Below are 20,152 nucleotides of genomic sequence, written 5' to 3' on the forward strand. Positions count from 1 at the left end.
CATCCCCATGAACTGGACGACGAAGACGCTTGCGACACTCCTCCTGCTCGCGGGCCTTGGCGGGCTGACAAATCCCGCACGAGCGCAGGACAAAGTCTCGGTCGGCGTCTTCCCGCTCAGCTCGTCATTGCCCTATTTCGTCGCCCTCGAGCGCGGGTTCTTCAAGGAACAGAACATAGAGCCGGAGATGACAAGGCTGATGGGCGGGCCGGCCAATGTCGCGGCGCTCATGACCAACCAGATCGAGGTTGCCGCCGTCCTTGTCACGATCGAGGGGTTGAATGCCAACGTCAAGAAGCCGGGCGTTGCGATGTACATTGCGCTCAACAGCCAGACCAAGACCTGGAAGATGGAGCAATTCGTCGTCCGCAACGGCTTTCCGGCGAACTCGATCGCCGACCTCAAGGGCGCCAAGCTGATGTCGGCGCCTGGCCCCGCCAATCTGAACACCGCCAAGGCCATCCTTGCCAAGAACGGGCTGAAGGAAGGTGACTACACCATCGATCAGCTCGACATGGGCCAGCACGTCAATGCGATGACGTCGGGCAGCTTCGACGGCGGATATACACTCGAGCCCAATGCGTCCATGATGATCAAGGCCGGCGTTGCGCGCTCGCTCGAGGCCGGCGTGATCTCGAAATACATTCTTGGCAACGAAAGCGCCAACGCCTATGCGGCTGGCTGCGCGGTGACCAGCGACTTCATCCAGAAGCGTCCTGATGTCGCCAAGCGCTTCGCCGCGGCCTGGGCCAAGGCGATCGCGTTCATCAATACCAACCCGGACGAGGCCCGCAAGCATCTCCTCAAGAACACCTTCACACCGGATAACGTCGTCGACATGGTGCCGATGCTCGGTTACGTGATGGCGTCCGACATGAGCAAGGAGCAGGTCTCCGACCTGCAAGCTTTGGCGGATTTCGGCGCGTCGATCGGCGTCATTCCCGAAAAGGTCGACGCCGCCAAATTCCTGCAGAAGTTTTGAGCGTCGCGTGAGCAGCGCCGTCCCAAACTGGCCGACCAGTGCCCGCGACGAGTCGCACAGGACCGCGCCTCACGTCACCATCCGCGGGCTCTGCAAGGGTTACACCGATGCCGTCATCTACGAGAATTTCGACTTCGATATTCCTCGCGGCAAGCTGATTTCGGTGTTCGGGCCAAACGGATGCGGCAAGAGCACGCTGATCAACATGATCGCCGGCCTGGTGCCGATGGACGCCGGCGAAGTGCTGTTCGACGGCCGGCCGATCAGCAAGGTCAAGTTCGGCTATGTCTTCCAGAACTATCGCGAAGCGCTGTTCCCCTGGCTGCGCGCCTTCGACAACATCGCCTACCCGCTCAAGCTGGTGGGCGTTCCCAAGGCTGAGCGCGAGCGGCGCGTCGAGCGCCTGGTCGCGCATCTCGGCGTCAAGGTCGATCTGTCGCTCTATCCGTATCATCTGTCCGGCGGCCAGCAGCAACTGGTCTCGATCATGCGTGCGCTGATCGTCGAGCCCGAAATCCTGTTCCTGGACGAGCCGTTCTCCGCGCTCGACTATGAGATGACCTTGTTCATGCGCGAGCAACTGCAACGCGTATTCGTGGAAACGGCGACGACGATGGTGCTGGTGTCGCACGATCTCGAGGAGGCCGTCTACCTCTCGGACTATGTCCTGCTGCTGTCGCGGCATCCCGCCCGTGTCGTCGAGTTCGTCAAGTTCGACGCGCCCCGGCCGCGCACCGATCGCACCATGTCCGATCCCGGCTTCGTCGCCACCAAGGCGCATTGTCTGCAGCTGTTCCAGCACGAGGTGCATCGCGGATGAGACGCGCTCACGCCCTGTTGCCGCTGGTCGGCATCGCAATCCTGCTGACGATCTGGTCGCTCGTCACCTTCCTCAGGCTGGTCGATCCGGTGCTGTTGCCCTCGCCGCTTGCGACCTTCCGCACGCTCTGGGAGGGCATGTACTCCGGAAAGCTTGGCGTCGACTTCGCCAGGACGGTGATACGAACCATCACATCAACAGCGATTGCGGCGGTCATCGCCATCCCGCTCGGGATCGTGCTCGGCTCGTCCGAGAAGATCTACCGCTCGGTCGAATTCCTGATCGACTTCTTCCGCTCGACGCCGGCCTCGGCCATGTTCCCGCTATTCCTGGTATTGTTCGGCGTGGGCGATCGCACCAAGATCTCGGTGGCGGCCTTCGGCGCAGCCTTGGTGATCCTGTTCAACGTCGCCTATGGCGTCATGAACGCGCGCAAGACGCGGCTGCTCGCGGCCAAGGTGATGGGCGCCTCACGTGCGCGCGTCCTGTTTGACGTCATGCTCAGGGAGTCGCTACCGCAGACCTTCGTCGGACTGCGCAACGGTGTGTCGCTGGCTCTCGTCATCATCGTCGTCGCCGAAATGTTCATCGGCTCGACTGACGGGCTCGGCCAGCGCGTGTTCGAGGCCCAGCAGCTCTTCGACATGCCCGCAATGTATGCCGCAATCTTCGCCGCGGGCGCGCTGGGCTATTCCCTGAACCTCATATTTCTCGTGATCGAGCGCCGGTTCGTCCACTGGGCCGGACGCTGATTCCAAGGAAAACCTTGCGGCTGGCAGACCTAGGCAGCCAGGATCAAGCCTACGCCTGATACGTCCGCGGCTGCTCCTCTTCGCCGTGCTGCCGAAGAAGATCGAGCAGGCGCTTGCGCATGATCATGCCGGGACGGTCGGAAGGCATGTGCATCTCGATCTTGCGACCCATATCGACGATGGCGTCGGGGTCCGTCGATTCCAGCATGTCGCGATCTTCGGCAATGATAGCGGCATCCCAATCAATCAGCTCTTGCGTCGAGCAGTCCACCTCGCTGTCGTTGCGGAATAGGAGCTGAACGACCTGGATCTGGCCATCCGAGATTGGCGTCGCGCAATTGAAGATGATGTGTCGGATGCCGGACGGATATTCCATGTCGAGACGCCGGCAGAACGGCATGAACCATTTGTTGCGCTGATGCCGCCTGGTCATCGGCTCTTTCGGCCCGGTGATTCTGTAGGCATTGGGTGGATTTCGCACCGCGATGATGCAACCGCACCTACGAGACCCCCGGTCATGCCCATGGCGCCCACGCACTCTTCATATGCCTTGTCCCACCCAGATCGATCGTCACGCATTATGCTTCCTCCCCTCGTTGATCTGATCTTGGCGATTCATGGAGAACGCCTACCGGTAAAAGCTCCGCTCTTCGGCCGCGGAGAATAGGACGCGCGTCAGAATCTGACCGGCGAAAATGATGATCGCGCCCACGATGACAAGTAGCGCGACATGCGTGGAAGATCCCACTGGAGTCGCCCCGGAAGGGATGACGTACGGAGCCAGGTAGAGCGCAGCAAGAGTTGCACCACGAAAGAAGAAGTAGACCGGCTTCCTGAATTCATCCCGCGAGCGCATCCAGTCGCACAAGAGAAACAGGCAGCCGTAGATGAAGAGTGCCGACAGACATGCCGCCGAATCCGGCCTTACCCCCACAAAAACAGAAAGAACGATTGCCTGTTCGCGAAGAACAAGATGGCAGCGCCAACCAAGAAAGGAACGACACGATCCACTCGACTAGCCCCCGGCCATGTCAGTACTATCCACACTCATTTTGCGTGCTGTGGGGCAGCGGAATGCTTGGGAGCCGGCCTGGATGGAACCGCAAGGTCGATCGCACATCAGCGAAGATTCCAGCAGCTCGTTCGCCGGTATCAGCCGGACCTTTCGCGAGGAACTTCGAAATGTCGTGAGCGCAATGCTGAGCCGAGCTGCTTTGCTGTCGCTGCCAAACCTGCCACGAAGTCGACTGGAGCAAGCATGCGATAACCCGGCATCGCGATGCGAATCGCCTGTTACAGCACTCAGATGCTCTTTGATTGCTTGGATCGGTTCGCAGCGATAAGCTGCATCACGCCAAACGCCCCTGCCCTCTCACCTCGATGCGTATGCACGTCGGCTTCCGCTTCAGAATAACAGGAAACGCACGACACGCAAGCAAAAGTTGCATGTTGTAATGATGCGCCCAGCGCGTTCACGAACAAATTAAATCCAAGAGCGAATAGTCAGCAACCGTGGAACCGAAATCCATTTCCGGAAGAAGCCTTTGTCTTCGCCCCAATATGACATCGATCGGGTTGAATAACCTCGTCGGAGTTAGATCGCCCCTCATCCGAGGGACACTCTAGAGACTGCGAGGTTTTTCAGCTTCAAATGTATTGCGGATAAGACTGGCGGGCGCAAATTGCTGCGTCGGGACCGGCGACATGCGCTCGATCGTCGCCTTGCCGACATCGGTTTCGCCACTGGCCTGATGCGAGGTGCCCGCCATGACGCACATCTATTCCCTCGCCTATCTCACCTCAGCGCCGATGGCGCCTCCGGACGCGCTTCTGCTCGCCCAAAAGCTCGGCTACCAGGCAATCGGCGTGCGGGTTGCGCCGGCGACGCCCGGCGGCGACTTCTCTCCGCTGGCAACCGACCCGTGCCTGCTGCTCGAAACCATCCGCGGCATCGATGACACCGGAATAACCGTGTTCGACGTCGAAATTGCCCGGCTCCGTGCAGATTTCGAAGTCGATCAGTTCGCCGCGTTCCTCGAAGCGGCGGGCGAGCTGAAGGCGCGTGCCATTCTGGTCGCCGGCGATGATCTGGATGAAGCACGGCTGACCGACTCGTTTGCACAGTTCTGCAAGGCAGCGGCGTCCTATGGTTTGACAGCCGATCTTGAATTCATGCCGTGGACCGCGGTGAAAAACGCCGAGGCCGCCCTGCGCATCGTGACGAAGGCTGGCGAACCGAATGGCCGGGTGTTGGTCGACGCGCTTCACGCGGCGCGCTCGGCCACCACTTTGAACGATATCGCAGCACTGCCGCGTAACCTGCTCAGCTACGCCCAGCTTTGCGACGCGCCAGCGCGCATTCCGACCACGAACGACGAACTGATTCACACTGCTCGTTGCGCCCGGCTCATCCCGGGTGAGGGCGGCATCGATCTGGCCGGCATCGTCTCCGCACTGCCGGACGATCTGCCGCTCAGTCTCGAAATCCCGAACGATGAATGGCTGCCCAGGCTTGGGGCCGAGGAATGGGGGCGCCGCGCGCTCGCGGCGGCTCGCCGCGTTGTGGCCGCGGCCGCGGGCGGAGGGCTTTCCGCATGAGCGGCCTTGATCTCCCAGGGCGTGTCGCGTGATCGCAGGTGACTGCGGTGGCATCGGCCAGGCGGCGCGTGCGCGGCTGACCTCCGCCGGAGCAACCGTCATCGTCTGGGACGTTGCCGAAGGCGCACTCGCGGATCGATCTCACCAGCGAAGTCGCCGTCAAAATGGCGCGCCTGATAGATCGCTTCGGCAGCATCGACGTGCTGGTCAATGCCGCGGGCATCACCGGACCGACGGTTAACATTGAGGACATCTCTGCGTTTCGAGGCAGTCCTCGCGACTTCGGCTTCTGGCCGAGCGTTCTGCTGGGCCGGGGCCTCATCGACATTCCGAAGGCTTTAGCGCTGCTGCGGCGCGCTAATTACACGGGACTCCTCGCGCTCGAAATCGATTATGTGCATCCGTCTTATGTCGGCGAAGAGGCCGCTATAGCGCAAAGCTTGTCCTCCTTGCGGGAAGCTCTTGACGTCGGGACGGCCTCATCCACTGCTGCGCAACCGATCTCGCGAGGCGCGATCATGACCATCCCGCACGCGGCATTGCGCAAATAAACTGAAGCCAGCTCGGGCACGAAGTTGCATTATCGATGCGTCGGAGCAAGTGATGTGCTGTCACCGGATGGCGCGCACAGCGCGATCCAGTCCCGCATCCGATAGCTCTGAGCGGGTATAAACCATTGATTGTGAGAAAACCTGCGGCGATCCGCACCGCTTCTTCGCCGTGCTTGGGCCGGCGTCGCAGCTTACGCTGGGCACACCCGCGCGTTTATGGCAGAGTCGAGTGGCAACAGAGGGGCACGCGGAGGCTTCGGGTTGAACCCAGTTTTCGCTTCGACGCGCATGGACAGCAGGTTCCAAGTGCTATGGGAAGACGATGCCCGCCTCTTCTGCCGGGCGCTGCGCACGGATGCAGATGGCACCGGTAGATCAGTATTGGCGATACGTCCTAGGGCGGAGCACGTTTCGTCCGGCATCCTCGATCGTCTCGCTCACGAGTTCGCACTGAAGGACCAATTGGATGGGACGTGGGCAATGCGGCCGTTCGGACTGGAGTACGACGGCGGTCGCCCGGTTCTGTTGCTCGATGATCCTGGCGGCCAGCCGCTCGAGCAGTTGCTCGGCACGCCCATGGACATCGGACGTTTTTTGCGGCTGGCGATCGGTATCGCGACAGCCCTGAACAAGGTGCACCAGCGCGGCCTCGTTCACAAGGACGTGAAGCCGGCGCATATCCTGGTGAACTGTGAGGACGGACGGATCCGGTTCACCGGCTTCGGTATCGCCTCGCGTCTTGCCCGGGAGCGACGCACGCCAGGACCGCCCGAGTTCATCGTCGGCACGCTCCCCTACATGGCGCCCGAACAGACCGGATGGATGAACCGCTCGATCGATTTCCGCAGCGATCTCTATTCGCTTGGTGCGACGCTCTATCAGATGCTGACCGGCTCGTTACCGTTCACCGCGGTACATTCGATGGAGTGGGTACATTGCCATATTGCGAGAAGGCCGGTGCCGCCCAGCGAGCGGGTGAGCACTGTACCGCCTGCAATCTCAGCCATCGTCCTCAAGCTTCTCGCCAAATCCGCCGAGCAACGCTATCAGAGCGCATCAGGCCTCGAGCACGATCTACGACGGTGCCTGAATAAGTGGGAAACCGAACGTCGCATCGAAGAGTTTGCGCTCGGGCAATATGACACGCTCGACCGATTGCTGATCCCCGAAAAGCTATACGGAAGAGAGAGCGAGATTGAGAGCTTGCTGGCTGCCTTCGACCGCATGATCAAGAGCGGCGCGCCGCAATTGGTGCTGGTTTCTGGCGTTTCTGGCGTCGGCAAGTCCTCAGTAGTCAATGAACTTCATCGTCGGCTTGTCCCGTCGCACGGACTGTTCGCATCAAGCAAGTTCGACCAGTACAAAAGCGATATTCCCTACTCCACGCTTGTCGAGGCTTTTCAGAGCCTTGTGAGGTCACTCCTCGGCAAGGACGACGCCGAGCTCGCGAGCTGGCGCCAAGCCCTTCATGATGCCCTGGGCGCAAATGGCCGCCTCGTTGTCGACCTGATCCCTGAATTACGGCTGATAATGGGAGAGCAGCCGCCCGTTCCCGAGCTCCCTGCAAGGCAAGCACGAGACCGCTTCCATCACATGCTTCGACGTTTCATCGGGGTCTTCGCACGTGCCGAGCATCCGCTGGCGCTTTTCCTCGATGATCTCCAATGGATTGACGCTGCCACGCTGGACCTGCTTGAGGACCTGCTGACCCGGCCCGATCTGCAATACCTGATGCTGATCGGCTCCTTTCGGGACAACGAGGTCAATGCCGTCCATCCGTTGCGACGCGGGCTCGAGGCCTTAAGGAAAGCTGGCGCTAACCTCCAGCAGATCATCCTAGCGCCGCTTGACGACGACCAGATTTCGCAGCTGCTTTCTGATGCCCTTGGCTGCGATTTGCAGCGTGCCGCGCCACTCGCGCAGCTGATCCACGATAAAACGGCTGGCAATCCATTCTTCGTAAATCAGTTCCTTCACATGCTTGCCGACGAGGGGCTGGTCCGCTTTGATCATGACGAAGGGTGCTGGTGCTGGGATCTGGATCGCATCCACGTCAAGGCGCACACCGACAACGTCGTGGACCTGATGATCGCAAAGCTGTCCCAGCTGCCAGCTGACACACAGAACACGTTGCAGGCGTTGGCTTGCCTCGGCAATTACGTGGAAACCACGACGCTCTCGATCGTTCTCGGGGGCTCCGAGCAGCAGGTTCATGCGGCGCTCTGGGAAGCGACCCGCCAGCAATTGGTCGAGCAACAGAACGGCGCCTACAGGTTCGTCCATGACCGCGTGCAGGAATCCTGCTATTCGCTGATCCCGGATCATCAACGGGCGGCGCTACATCTACGAATCGGGCGGCAGTTGCTGGCGCAGACATCCGGGGAGAAGCGGGAAAAGGCGATCTTCGCAATCGTCAATCAGCTGAATCGGGGCGCGGCGTTGATCACCTCACCGGACGAACGCGAGCAGATCGCGGAGCTCAATCTGACGGCCAGCCTGCGTGCGAGAGGCTCGGCGGCCTACGCCTCGTCGCTGAGCTACGCCGCAGCCGGTGCGACGTTATTACCAGACGACCGTTGGAAGCGCTGCCAGCAGCTTGCCTTTTCGCTCGAGTTGCATCGCGCCGAATGCGAATTCGTCACCGGCGCCGTGATCGAGGCGGAACAGCGCTTACAAGAGCTGACGACGCGAAGCGCGAATGCAGCCGACCTTGCTGTTGTCGCGCGGCGGCTGGTGGATTTGTATACTACGCTAAGCAAGCCGGCCCGCGCAGTCTGCATCGGTCTCAGCTGTCTGGAACAACTCGGGATTCGATGGGTGGCCCACCCAAGCGATGATTACGTCCGAGAGGAATACGAGCGCGTCCTATCTCGGTTCGGGGATCGGCCGATCGAGGCACTCTTGGACCTGCCACTGATGACCGACGCACTCGCATTGGCCACCTTGGATCTTCTGATGGCGCTCATGCCGCCGGCATTCTTCACTGATGCAAACCTTCGCTCGCTGGTGGTCATTAAAGCGGTCGATCTCAGCCTGGAGTGGGGAAACAGCGATTCGTCATGCGTGCCTTACGTCATGTTCGGCGCCATCGCCGGCACGCGTTTCGGCGACTACCAGACGGGGCTTCGATTCAGCGGTATCGGCACTGAGCTCGTCGAGCGGCGCGAATTTTCGCGCGTTCACGCAAGGACCTACTTGAACTATGGCAACCTTGTCCTTTCATGGACCAAGCACCTCCGGCATGCCCGAGACGCGTTTCGCCGCGCATTTGAGGCCGCTAGCAACAGCGGTGACGTCACATTCGCGGCGTTCAGTTGCGCCAGCCTGAATACGAATTTCCTCGCCGCGGGCGATCCGCTTGCAGAAGCACAGCGCGAAGCCGAGCACGGATTGCGGTGGACGGAGAAGGCGAAGTTCGCCCTGATCGGCGACATCATAACCCCGCAGCTTGGATTGATCCGGATGCTCCGCGGCCTGACGCGGCGGTTCGGCGCTCTTCACGACGATCAGTCCGACGAGTTTCGGTTCGAGCGGCATTTGGCCGCCGATCCGGCATTCGCACTGCCTGAAAGCTGGTACTGGATCCGAAAATTGCAAGCATGCTTTTTTGCGGGTAATTATGTGTCAGCGGTCGATGCCGCAAACAAGGCGCGCAGGCTACCCTGGTCATCGCCGCAACTGTTCGAAACGGCGGAATACGAATTCTATGCAGCACTATCGCACGCTGCATGTTGGGATTCGGCCTCCCCCGAACAACGGCCAGGGCACTTTGGCGCCTTGACCGCGCACCAGCGGCAGCTCGAATTGTGGGCGCAGGATTGCCCCGAGAATTTCGCGGATCGCGCCGTGCTCGCGGGCGCCGAAATCGCCCGCCTGCAGGGCAGAGAACTTGACGCCGAGCGTCTCTATGAACAAGCCATCCGCTACGCCCGCGACAACGGCTTCGTCCACCACGAGGCGCTCGCTTACGAATTGGCCGCGCGCTTTTACGGCACGCGTGGCTTCGAAGAGTTTGCCTGCATCTATCTGCGAAGAGCGCGCGATTGCTATGTTCGCTGGGGGGCGGTCGGCAAGGTGCGGCAACTAGAGGATATCCATCCGCACCTCAAGGAGGCGAGATCAGAGCCGGGCCCGATGAGCACTATCGGGGCACCGGTGGAGCATCTCGATCTCGCGACCGTCATCAAGGTTTCTGAAGCGGTATCAGGCGAGATGGTTTTGGAAAAGCTCATCGAGACGCTGATGCACACGGCTATTGAACAAGCAGGAGCCGAACGGGGTCTGTTGATCCTGTCGCATGAAAACGAGCCACGCATCGAGGCGGAAGCCACGACGGTCGGCGATAGAGTTACCGTCGAACTGCGCGATGCAGCCGTGACCGAGGCTGTTCTTCTGGAACCCGTTCTGCAATACGTACTGCGGACCAGAGAGTGCGCTGTTGTCGAGGATGCCGCGTCTCAGCCTCCTTTTGCCACGGACGCCTACGTTAATCAGCGCAAGGCTCGTTCCATTCTGTGCCTGCCCCTGATCAACCATGCGAAACCAATCGGGGTGCTCTACCTTGAGAATACACTGGCGCCCCACGTCTTTGCACCCGCGCGCGTTGCTGTTATGAAGTTGCTCGCCTCGCAAGCGGCAATCGCGCTGGAAAATGCGACCCTGTATCGCGATCTCAGAGAACGAGAAGCGAAGATCCGCCGCCTGGTCGACGCCAACATCATCGGGATCATTATCTGGGAGCTTGAAGGTCCAATTCTGGAGGCCAATGATGCGTTTCTGCGCATCGTCGGGTACGACCGTGAGGACCTCGCCTCGGGCCGCCTGCTCTGGACTAAGCTGACACCGCCGGAATGGCTCGACCGCCACGAGCGATGGTGGATCCCGGAACTGAAGAAGTCGGGCAGCGTGCAGCCGTTCGAGAAAGAGTATTTTCGCAAGGACGGAAGCCGCGTCCCGGTGTTGATCGGAATGGCTGCGTTCGACGCTCAACGGGATCAAGGCGTCTCCTTTGTCGTCGACCTGACGGAGCGCAAGCGGTCCGAGGAAGCACTGCGAGAGAGCGAGGAGCGTTTTCGTACTCTCGTACAGTTCTCTTTCGACGTGTACTGGGAATCCGATGCGAACCATCGCTTCATCCGCCAGGAGTTCGCCGAAAGCTTGGTTGACACGCCCGCCGCGGGCTCTGAACTTGGTAAAACCCGCTGGGAGGTGCCCTACTTGGAGCCCGACGAGGAGGCCTGGCGCAAGCATCGGGAGACCCTCGATGCCCACCTGCCGTTCCGCGATTTCGAACTTGCGCGCCCAACGCCCGACGGCCGCAAGCGCTACGTGGCCGTCTCCGGGATGCCGGTTTTCGATCAGGCCGGGCAGTTCACCGGCTATCGCGGCGTCGGACGGCACGTCACCGAACAGAAGCGGGCCGCGGAGGCCCTGCGCGAGATGCAGAGGGAGTTGGCGCATGCCAACCGCCTCGCCACCATGGGCGAGCTCACGGCCTCGATCGCCCACGAAGTGAGCCAGCCGATTGCCGGGGCATCCATGAATGCTGGTGCGGCCGCGCGATTCCTTGACAGAAACCCGCCCGACCTCGAGCGAGTTCGGGAATCACTGGGTTGGATTATCAACGACACCGCGAGGGCCGGCGACATCATCCAACGAATTCGTGATCTCATCAAGAAAGCGCCGCCCCGGAAGGGTCGCTTGGACATCAATGAGGCGATCCGGGACGTGATTGAGCTTGCCCGCGGCGAAGCGATGAAGAACGACGTCTCGGTGCAGACCGAACTTGCAGACAGCTTGCCGCTTGTCGAGGGCGATCGCGTCCAATTGCAGCAGGTGATACTCAATCTGATTATCAATGCCGTCCAGGCAATAGGCACGGTCGCGGACGGACCCAGAAGAGTGCTGATCACCACGGCGCAGGCTGCGCCTGAGTGCATTCTCGTCGAGGTGAAGGACTCCGGACCGGGATTGATCGTGGAAAATCTCGAACGCGTCTTCGACCCCTTCTACACGACGAAGCCGGGCGGCCTGGGGGTCGGACTGTCGATTTGCCGCTCGATCATCGAAGCTCATGCCGGGCGCTTATGGGTGACCCGCAATCTGCCGCGAGGTGCGATTTTTCACTTCACGGTGCCGGCCTACCCCGCTGACGCCTCGTGATGATCACCGCTTTCAACTTTCGCGCACCGGCGTCCTTCGAGCGGGGTAGCGATCGCGCTAGAGGCAATTCGATGCTTTCGTGTTCAAGTCCTGCACACGCGCCACAAGCTGGCTCACATTGGCTGTGATGAGATTTTTCTTGATCTCCCGGTGCACACGCAGCCTCCTGACCAGCCGCTCAAATGGTTGGAGCAGCGCCCTGAGCCCCTCGATCCAGTACTCCCGCGAGCGTTTTGGAAAGCCGGTTGTCAGGAGATCGGCGACGGCGTCGAGATCGGCTGCTCCTATCTCACGACATCGGACCATCGTCTGAACTCTCACTCCCTGTATCAAAGCCGCCTGGTGGTTCCGGGGTTTGGCGAGCGTGCCAGACGAGCGGATGGAGCGGCAACCAACTTGCGTCCGCGACGATGCGGCGGAATTGCGGCTGCAGCGAGAGCTGCGTCTCGCACCGAATGTGAGCGTCGGGCCCGCTGCGACACAATATAGTGTAACCAATTGCGGTATATCCGCCGGGCCGGAAGACGCCAGACATTGCTAAGTTCCTTCGCCAGCTGATCGGCCGGAAACTCGGCAAAAAGCTCCGGGCTTCTGTCGGAAAGAGCTTTCTGTCGGAACGCGATCAGCATCTTTTCCGCACCCTCGTTCAAATAGTTTCTCGGTATCGTCGGACAGACTTCGTTCTCTCCCCGGAGGAAACGCCCCATGTCTCTTCGATATTCACCAAGCAGACTCTGGGTCTCATATTCGGGGTGGCCCTGGAAATGGATGAAAAGACTGTTCTTCTGCTGCTTGACGAAGCAGTCGACCCCGGCCTCCGCCGACCAGGTGAGAACCGAGTATCCGCAGTCCGTGAGATCCTCCTCCTGCACCTCATTCCAACGGGCGTGCGGTATTCGGAAGGTCCTTGGTACATCCTGCATCAAGGGATGATGTCTCGTCTTTGTTTGAGCGAAGACACCGAAACATTTGGCAGGCAGTTTGTGGCGCGCAACGCCGTCCAGGTGCAGGACAGCTCCATGAACAGCCAGGCAGGAAAACACCGACGACACGGTATTCTTCGTCGCCCAGTCGGCGATCTCGGCAAAGGTGGTCCAATATGGCTCGTCTGTCAGGCTGGCGGCTCGCGGTTCGGCGCCCGTCACGATCACTCCATCCAGGCTGCTGTTCAGCAGGTCACCGATGCCACGGTAGTACCGGCGCACGTAGTCGCGCCCCCATTCCGAACGGGGGGTCGACTCCATCGTATAGAAGTGCAGCCTGACGCAAACTCGTCCCGCGGCCGCATCGAGCAGGTCGAACAGCTGGCGCTCGGTCGACATCAGGGCGGCATCCGACATGTTGTTGATAAGGCCGATGTCGATACAATCTCCCCGGCTCCCCAAGGGCGCCTTCGCACAGGCGCCGCTCGGCGTCCTGGAGAAGAGGTGGTGCTCGTGCGAATCTATATCGATTAAGACAGTCATCCGAATGCCTTCACGGTTGCCGAAACATTCGCGCCGCAGAGCGCCTGATCGAGATCCGCGAGGATGTCGTCGATGTGCTCAATTCCGACGCTCAGCCTGATCATCTCGGGCCGCACGCCAGCCCTCTCCTGCTCTTCGACGGACATTTGCCGGTGCGTCGTCGATGCGGGGTGGCACGCGAGCGTTTTCGCATCGCCGATGTTGACCAGTCGCTTGCAGAGCTTCAGCCTGTCGTAGAACCGCTTGCCCGCCTCGAAACCTCCGGCGACACCAAAAGTCAGCAGCGAACACGCCCGACCATCCAGATACTTCTGCGTCAATTCGAAATAGGGACTATCGTGAAAGCCCGCATAATTTACCCACCCGACACGGCCGTCATCGCGCAGGTATCGCGCGACCTTTGCGCCATTCTCGACGTGCCGCTCGATCCGGAGCGCAACGGTCTCGATGCCCTGGAGCAGCAGGAAAGCGTTCATCGGTGCCAGCACGGCGCCTGTGGTTCTCTGGGAAACGGCGCGGCAACGCGCGATGTAGGCAGCGGCGCCGTAGCGCTCGGTGAAGACCAGACCGTGGTACGATTTCTCCGGTTCGTTCATCATCTGGAAGCGTCGACGATGCTCCGTCCAAGGAAACCTACCGCTGTCGATGATGATTCCACCGAGTGTGGTGCCATGCCCGCCCATGAATTTCGTAAGTGACTCCACAACGATGTCGGCGCCGTACTCGATCGGCCTGAGAAGGATCGGTGTCGGCACGGTGTTGTCGACGATCAGCGGAACGCCGTGCCGGTGCGCGGCATCAGCCATCGCCTCGATGTCGCAGACGTTGCCGGCCGGATTTCCGACGCTCTCACAAAACACCGCCCGTGTATCGTCGTCGATCAGCCGTTCAACGCTTTCCGGCTGGTCGTCTTCCGCAAAGCGGACGGCAATGCCCTGCCTCGGCAGGATGTGCGCGAACAGCGTATGTGTGGTGCCGTAGAGCTGCGGAACCGAGACGATATTGGTACCCATCTCGGCGATGTTTACGACCGCATAGTTCACCGCAGCCTGCCCGCAGGCAACGCTGAGTGCCTCGACGCCTCCCTCAAGAGCGGCGACACGCCTCTCCAATACAGCGTTGGTTGGATTGCCGATCCGGGTATAACGGAAGCCGTCAACTTCGAGGTTGAAGAGCGCCGCTCCGTGATCGGCGCTATCGAATGCATAGGAGGCCGTCTGGTAGATTGGCACGGCAACGGCCTTCGTTGCCGGATCGTCGTCGAAGCCGCCGTGGACGGCGACAGTCTCTCTTCTCATGGTAGCTGGCCCTTCGGTTCTCCGGCCCCGGGCTAGCTCCCGACTTCCTTGGCGCATCGGACCTCCCCGCTTGCTGAAGGTGCTCGGTCGTCGGCCTGCGCGAAGTCCAGCAGCTCGCGCACTGCGGTCGGCCACCGATCGACGTCTTTGCCGTGGGTATGGAACATGGCGACCGCCAGACGATCCATTCCGAACGCCACGCAGGCAGTGTGAGCCGGCCTGGACGCTGCATCGACGATGCCCCAGGTCGTGCCGAAATGATCCCGGTGGTAGTTGAAGCTCATGCAAGCGGTCGGCCGTTCCTCCGAGCGCAGCGGCACCACCAGTTCAAACTTCAGCGACTGCTGCTTCTGACTTACCGCCATCATCTGCCCGACCCGGCCGAAGAACGGGTCGTTGGCGTGGTCGATCCTAAAGGTTAGGCCGAGAGCTCGGGCGATCTTCTGCGCGCGCATGATCCAGCGCTCACGGAACGCCGAGACGTGATCAGCACTGCCGATGCAGACGAATTCCCGCATTCGGAAGGACTGCAGCCGGTCGAGATGGCGCGACGGCTCGCGACGGAAACAGTCGGCGGCCACGTCGAAGGTCCAGCCGCCGGCAGGCACGGGCCCTCGGCTCGCCGCGATCGGATAGACCGGATAGCAGGCGGCCGGCGACAGAACGAGATCGGCCGGAGATAGCGAGGTGGTCCAGTCACCGCCGGCATCGAAGCGGCTGACCGCCGCGTCAATCTCGCTTTCCATGCCGTGCAAGCCGCAGACGCAGCCGAGGAGGTTGGGAAAGCTCTTCAGGTAGCCCGACCTCTCGAGCTGGGCGCGGTTCATGACAGGCGGAAAACGCATCACCTCGGTGTTCGGGTCGCGATTTCGCGAGATCACCACGGCAATTCGCTCCACGATGTCTTCATAGAGTGCGGTGCGGCCATAGACGCCGGGCGAGCCCATCTCGTGGAACAGTGCATCGGCGAGATGGTCCAATGGATCCGCTTGAAGCGGAGTGGAGGTTGCTGGTGTTTCAACAATTGCCACTTTCATCAGGCCCTCTCCTTCCCAGAGAAAATCAATCACACAGCGACTCCGGAACCGTGCTCATGAGCGTAGCTGGGCCGATGTTTGCGAGGATGCGATCGTTGTTGATCATGATCGGAGCGGAAAGCACGTCACGCAGGTGGCGGCCGATACTCACGTCGGTGTCGTTGCGGTAACCGGAGAGGCCGCAGGTGCGCATCGCGTGCATGACGGTCGCAACCGCAAGCTCGGAGGCCTCCACCTTGAGAAGGTTGATCGAGGACTGGAAGTCGACGGACGACAGCGCGCGCACGTCTTGTCCACGAACCTCATAGAATTGCAGACTTGCCGCGATGATGGCGCGTAATTTCGTCAGCGTCATCCTGGCGGCGGTAAAGTGCGCCGCGGCAGGAGGCATATTGCCGCCCGATCCGCGAGCGGCCTTGCGGACGAAGAGCTGTGCCCGATCCACTGCCGCTGCGGAGATTCCGGCCCAGACCGAGGACCAGCACAGATGGGCGACGGGCGTCATCGTCTGCGCATGGATCTTTTCGTATGCTACCGGGAATATCTGGTCCGCAGTGCCCCTGAAGTTCAGCTTGAAACCTGCACTGCAGGTTCCACGCATTCCGAGCGTCTCCCACCCCATGGTGCGCTCAAGCGTATAATCATCACGGGTGATGGCCAGCAGCACCTGATCGGATCCGGCAGCAGATTCGGATCGGCGGGCCACTGTGACGATGCCGTCCGCCTCGGCGCCGTACGAAATCACCGTCGCGTCGCGCAGCAGCGAAATCTCGCCGCCTGCGCGCTCCACCGCGGCCGAACTGAAGCGTATGTTTCCACCGTTCTGGCCTTCCGTGGTCGAGGATGCCAGCAGCAGTTGCTCGGCAGCCACACGTCGCATGAGACTTTCGTGCCACAAACTTCCCGCGCCGTGGCGAACCAGACACGCGACCTTGGTCTGATGCATCGCGAAAATCATCCCGACTGAGGCGCAGGCGCGACCGAGCGCGTAGCACATATCCGCGATTTCGGAGATCGACGCACCTTCCCCGCCGAACTCGATCGGAATCTGGGCTCCGAGAAGACGTTCCTTCCGCGCCGCGTCGATCGCCTTCTGCGGGAAGCGTGCCTCGCGATCGACCGCCTCTGCCTCCGCCGCGGCGACCTCCGCGACATCTGCCGTTCGCTGTTGGAACGAAGATTCGTCGGAAGAGAATGCGGTTCGGCCGAACTCAGGAGCGCCGTTGCGGAACTGAACTTCCTGCACAGTCATGGGCCAGAGCCTCCCGCGTCATGGATGTCATGGTTGGACGATGCGAGCCAGGTCTCGAAGGATTCCGTTGCAAAACCGACAACTAAACCACTTCCCTCGTCGCGTCCTTAGCGCAGAAGTGGGTATCAGGAAGCTTCCGCTCCCGGGCGAGGTACCTCCGAAGCAGAGCTATTGGCGGAAGGTACGGTTGGGTATCGTCGCCCACCATGTCATCACGCCTGGCCACGGCAGGAGACCGGCCGAAATGCACGACTTTGCCGTCAACGTTCAGAACCGCGTCCTATCGGTCGTCAGGAGCGTCCTCCAGCAGAACGCAATCATTGCTGAGGTCCACCCGGAGTCGCGACTCGTGGACATTGGGCTGAGCTCGATGGGCATGGTCGAGTTGATGCTCAAAGTCGAAGCCGAGTTCGACCTCATCCTTCCCCAGCTCGAGATCACACCCGAAAATTTCCAATCGGTGAAGGCGATGGAGCGGATGATCCTCAACCAGCTCGGATCCGGGGCGGGATGAAGCCAGTTGAACAAAGATTGTGCTCCGAGAACCAGGCAAGCCGCATCGAGCGGGTGCGCGAGCATACCGATCCAGCCCGGCCGCATGATCAAACTTTAGACAAAGCCGTGATCCAGCGCGCGATCGGGCGCGACGTTCCGCGGCGCTCCGTGGCCAAGGCCTGGCTGCAAGCCATCGCACTGACCGCACGGCTCGAAGCCCAGCCGCATCGTCTGTTCGCCGACATCGTCGAGGATTGGGCACAACGGCAGCCCGGCCGACCTGCCCTGCTCTCGGATGGCCAATCCTTCACCTACGGCGAACTCACCAACCGGATCAACCGGTATGCGCGTTGGGCGCGGCACCTTGGCCTTCAAGCCGGCCGCACCGTCTGCCTACTGGCACCGAACCAGCCGGACTACCTCGCCTGCTGGCTCGGTATCAGCAGGGTCGGCGCAACGGTGGCGCTGATCAACACCAGGCTGGTCGGCCGGTCTCTCGCCCACTGTATCGATGTCGCTCACGCCGATCACCTCATCCTGGCCGCCGATTGCGTAGATGCCTTCGAGGGCGCCCGTCCGCACCTGCACCGCGTGCCGCGATGCTGGAGTCTTGGCAGCGGCGATCAACGCGACGATCTGGATGCGGCGCTCACCACCTTCGAGCCACGACCGCTGTCCTCCGCCGAACGTGGCGATGTCACGATCGATAAACGCGCGCTCCTCATTTACACCTCGGGCACCACCGGCCTACCAAAGGCGGCGAACGTCAGTCATCGCCGTGTTCTCGCCTGGGGCGGGTGGTTTGCCGGATTGGCGGACGCGTCCATCGACGATCGTCTCTACGATTGCCTGCCGCTCCACCACTCCGTGGGTGGCGTCACGGCTCCCTGCAGCATGCTCTGCGCGGGCGGATCGGTTGCGATAGCGGAGAAATTTTCCGCGGCCCGCTTCTGGGGCGACATCGAGCGCTTCGACTGTACCGTCTTCCAGTACATCGGCGAGCTCTGCCGCTATTTGCTGAAGGCACCGGTATCCGACCAAGAGACGCGGCACCGGCTGCGGCTGGCTATCGGCAACGGATTGCGCCGCGACATCTGGGAGGCGTTCGCCAACCGGTTCGCCATTCCGCAGATTCTCGAATTCTACGCTGCAACCGAAGGCAATTTTTCGCTGTTCAACGTCGATGGAAAGCCGGGAGCGATCGGCCGGATACCGCCTGTTCTGGCGCATCGCTTTCCGACCTCGATCGTCAAGGTCGATGCTGACCGCGGCCGCCCAGTCCGTAACGACGCTGGGCTCTGCATCACGTGCGCTCCTGGCGAGATCGGTGAGGCTGTCGGACGTATTGGCGAGCCCAATTCCGACGGGCGACCCTTCGAAGGTTACACCGATCCAGCCGAGAGCAAGAAGAAGATTCTGCGCGACGTCTTCGCAATGGGGGATGCCTGGTTCCGCAGTGGAGATCTGATGATGCGCGACGCGCAGGGCTATTTCCACTTCATCGACCGCGTCGGCGACACCTTTCGCTGGAAGGGCGAGAACGTCGCGACCAGCGAAGTGAACGACGCAATCGCGGACTGCCCCGGCGTTCTCGACGCCTCAACCTATGGAGTTGCGGTGTCCGGGACCGACGGCCGCGCCGGCATGGCGGCCTTGGTGGTGAACCAGAATTTCGATTTCGAGATGTTCAGCGAGCACCTTTCGCATCGCCTGCCGCCTTACGCGATCCCAGCTTTCGTCAGGTTGTGCCTGGCGCTGGATACGACTGATACCTTCAGGAAGGAGAAGCAGCGATTGATCCGTGAGGGGTTCGATCCTTCGGTCGTGGACGACCCGCTCTTCGTGCGCGATCTGGCGACCGGTCACTATCGCCCGATCGATCGGGCCGTCTACGCGCGCATCGTCGAGGGCGCAATCAGAGTCTAGTATCGGCCCGGAGGCCGAAATGTGAGGTGGTACCATGTCGGTCAGAACGAAGATCTTCTCCGCGATGAACCAAATCGCCGAGGAACAGAAAGTCACGCTTCCGCGGCTTCAGGACGACCTGTCCCTAAACGAAACCGGGTTCGATTCGCTGGCCTTCGCCATCCTGGTTGCGCGGCTGGAGGACGAGCTCGGTATAGATCCCTTCACTGTTGCCGAGGACGCGGCCTTCCCGTCTACCCTCGGTGAGTTTGTCAGAGCCTATGAGAATGTCCCTGCCTGACATCATCGGGCTACGCCACTACCTCGGCCGGGGACCGAAGGATCGCACGATTTCCGATGCCCGGCACAGTGTATCGCTGGCCGACATGATCGAGCACAGCTGCCTCGCTGGCGAATGCTGCGAACCGTCTGGCCGTTCGGTGCTGCTTGCGACATCGAGACAGCTGTTCTCCGCGCTTGCCATGATCGAGCTCGACGGCCTCGCACGCCGCATGCTTCTATGCCCGCCCGATCTCGATTGGGAACGCCTGCGGGCTCTCGTCGAGCAGGCCGGCATCGACACCATCGTCACCGATCAACCGCCACCCGAATACTGTGTTGGAAGATGCAGTGTTATCGGCATCGACCTGCCCAAATCGAGAGCTGCGAGACGGACGGTCGACCATGCGACCGAATGGTTGATGCTGACGTCGGGGACGTCGGGGCTGCCGAAGATCGTCCGACACACACTCGACGGGCTCGCCGGTGCGATCCTTTCCGAGGGGCCTGCGCGTCACAGTGACGCAATCTGGGCAACGTTCTACGATATCCGCC

General features: G+C 61.2%; 16 protein-coding genes and 1 pseudogene. 10 read left to right on the forward strand and 7 right to left on the reverse strand.

Annotated features, from left to right (window positions below; translation table 11 throughout):
* The first annotated feature begins 7 nt into the window (after positions 1-7).
* The 3 genes from A5906_RS26765 to A5906_RS26775 are packed head-to-tail and all read left to right on the forward strand — an operon-like array spanning position 8 to position 2,554.
* The gene (locus A5906_RS26765; protein ID WP_080138221.1) at positions 8-982 is read left to right on the forward strand and encodes an ABC transporter substrate-binding protein; all 975 of its coding nucleotides are present in this window, start codon (positions 8-10) and stop codon (positions 980-982) included.
* 7 nt (positions 983-989) lie between these two features.
* Positions 990-1,802, forward strand: a complete 813-nt coding sequence (locus A5906_RS26770) for an ABC transporter ATP-binding protein (protein ID WP_080138222.1) — start codon at positions 990-992, stop codon at positions 1,800-1,802.
* A complete protein-coding gene (locus A5906_RS26775) occupies positions 1,799-2,554 on the forward strand; it encodes an ABC transporter permease (protein WP_080138223.1) in 756 nt (251 codons plus the stop codon). Before A5906_RS26770 ends, A5906_RS26775 begins: the two co-directional genes overlap by 4 nt.
* A gap of 49 nt (positions 2,555-2,603) precedes the next feature.
* On the opposite strand, the gene A5906_RS26780 is transcribed toward A5906_RS26775, so the two are convergent.
* Together A5906_RS26780 and A5906_RS42645 are read right to left on the reverse strand one after the other, a co-directional pair.
* On the reverse strand, positions 2,604-3,092 hold the full coding sequence (locus A5906_RS26780; RefSeq protein WP_347337618.1) for a hypothetical protein: 489 nt from the start codon (positions 3,090-3,092) through the stop codon (positions 2,604-2,606).
* A 1,084-nt stretch (positions 3,093-4,176) separates the two neighbouring features.
* The gene (locus A5906_RS42645) at positions 4,177-4,323 is read right to left on the reverse strand and encodes a hypothetical protein (protein ID WP_161495435.1); all 147 of its coding nucleotides are present in this window, start codon (positions 4,321-4,323) and stop codon (positions 4,177-4,179) included.
* Between A5906_RS42645 and A5906_RS26790 the strand changes: the two genes are divergently transcribed.
* The 3 genes from A5906_RS26790 (at position 4,322) to A5906_RS26800 (ending at position 11,865) form a co-directional block, all read left to right on the forward strand.
* Positions 4,322-5,152, forward strand: a complete 831-nt coding sequence (locus A5906_RS26790) for a sugar phosphate isomerase/epimerase family protein (RefSeq protein ID WP_080138225.1) — start codon at positions 4,322-4,324, stop codon at positions 5,150-5,152. The two genes, A5906_RS42645 and A5906_RS26790, sit on opposite strands and share 2 nt — an antisense overlap.
* Positions 5,153-5,265: 113 nt before the next feature.
* The gene (locus A5906_RS43175) at positions 5,266-5,703 is read left to right on the forward strand and encodes a hypothetical protein (RefSeq protein ID WP_080138226.1); all 438 of its coding nucleotides are present in this window, start codon (positions 5,266-5,268) and stop codon (positions 5,701-5,703) included.
* Between the two features lie 288 nt (positions 5,704-5,991).
* On the forward strand, positions 5,992-11,865 hold the full coding sequence (locus A5906_RS26800; RefSeq protein ID WP_080138227.1) for an ATP-binding sensor histidine kinase: 5,874 nt from the start codon (positions 5,992-5,994) through the stop codon (positions 11,863-11,865).
* A 57-nt stretch (positions 11,866-11,922) separates the two neighbouring features.
* Here the strand turns inward: A5906_RS26800 and A5906_RS46420 are convergent, their stop codons facing one another.
* The 5 genes from A5906_RS46420 to A5906_RS26825 are packed head-to-tail and all read right to left on the reverse strand — an operon-like array spanning position 11,923 to position 16,918.
* Positions 11,923-12,186: a hypothetical protein gene (locus A5906_RS46420; protein ID WP_430642418.1), complete on the reverse strand. Its 264-nt coding sequence runs from the start codon at positions 12,184-12,186 to the stop codon at positions 11,923-11,925.
* Positions 12,187-12,194: 8 nt separating this feature from the next.
* A complete protein-coding gene (metA, locus tag A5906_RS26810; protein ID WP_080138229.1) occupies positions 12,195-13,331 on the reverse strand; it encodes a homoserine O-succinyltransferase MetA in 1,137 nt (378 codons plus the stop codon).
* On the reverse strand, positions 13,328-14,629 hold the full coding sequence (locus A5906_RS26815; protein ID WP_080138230.1) for an O-acetylhomoserine aminocarboxypropyltransferase/cysteine synthase family protein: 1,302 nt from the start codon (positions 14,627-14,629) through the stop codon (positions 13,328-13,330). The genes metA and A5906_RS26815 overlap by 4 nt, the downstream gene beginning before the upstream one ends.
* Before the next feature lie 32 nt (positions 14,630-14,661).
* A complete protein-coding gene (locus tag A5906_RS26820) occupies positions 14,662-15,666 on the reverse strand; it encodes an amino acid--[acyl-carrier-protein] ligase (RefSeq protein ID WP_080138231.1) in 1,005 nt (334 codons plus the stop codon).
* A gap of 25 nt (positions 15,667-15,691) precedes the next feature.
* The gene (locus tag A5906_RS26825; RefSeq protein ID WP_080138232.1) at positions 15,692-16,918 is read right to left on the reverse strand and encodes an acyl-CoA dehydrogenase family protein; all 1,227 of its coding nucleotides are present in this window, start codon (positions 16,916-16,918) and stop codon (positions 15,692-15,694) included.
* 244 nt (positions 16,919-17,162) lie between these two features.
* Here A5906_RS26825 and A5906_RS26830 point away from each other — a divergent pair, with 244 nt between their 5' ends.
* From A5906_RS26830 to A5906_RS45050, 4 genes and pseudogenes are all read left to right on the forward strand, one after another.
* The gene (locus A5906_RS26830; protein ID WP_080138289.1) at positions 17,163-17,432 is read left to right on the forward strand and encodes a phosphopantetheine-binding protein; all 270 of its coding nucleotides are present in this window, start codon (positions 17,163-17,165) and stop codon (positions 17,430-17,432) included.
* Positions 17,429-19,339, forward strand: coding sequence for a long-chain-acyl-CoA synthetase (locus tag A5906_RS26835; RefSeq protein WP_080138233.1), 1,911 nt, complete (start codon positions 17,429-17,431; stop codon positions 19,337-19,339). The genes A5906_RS26830 and A5906_RS26835 overlap by 4 nt, the downstream gene beginning before the upstream one ends.
* A gap of 34 nt (positions 19,340-19,373) precedes the next feature.
* Positions 19,374-19,619: an acyl carrier protein gene (locus tag A5906_RS26840; RefSeq protein WP_080138234.1), complete on the forward strand. Its 246-nt coding sequence runs from the start codon at positions 19,374-19,376 to the stop codon at positions 19,617-19,619.
* Positions 19,606-20,152: pseudogene (locus A5906_RS45050) on the forward strand (long-chain fatty acid--CoA ligase); the annotation flags it as partial. The gene A5906_RS26840 and the pseudogene A5906_RS45050, both read left to right, overlap by 14 nt.

This window comes from Bradyrhizobium sacchari, assembly GCF_002068095.1.
Classification (GTDB): domain Bacteria; phylum Pseudomonadota; class Alphaproteobacteria; order Rhizobiales; family Xanthobacteraceae; genus Bradyrhizobium; species Bradyrhizobium sacchari.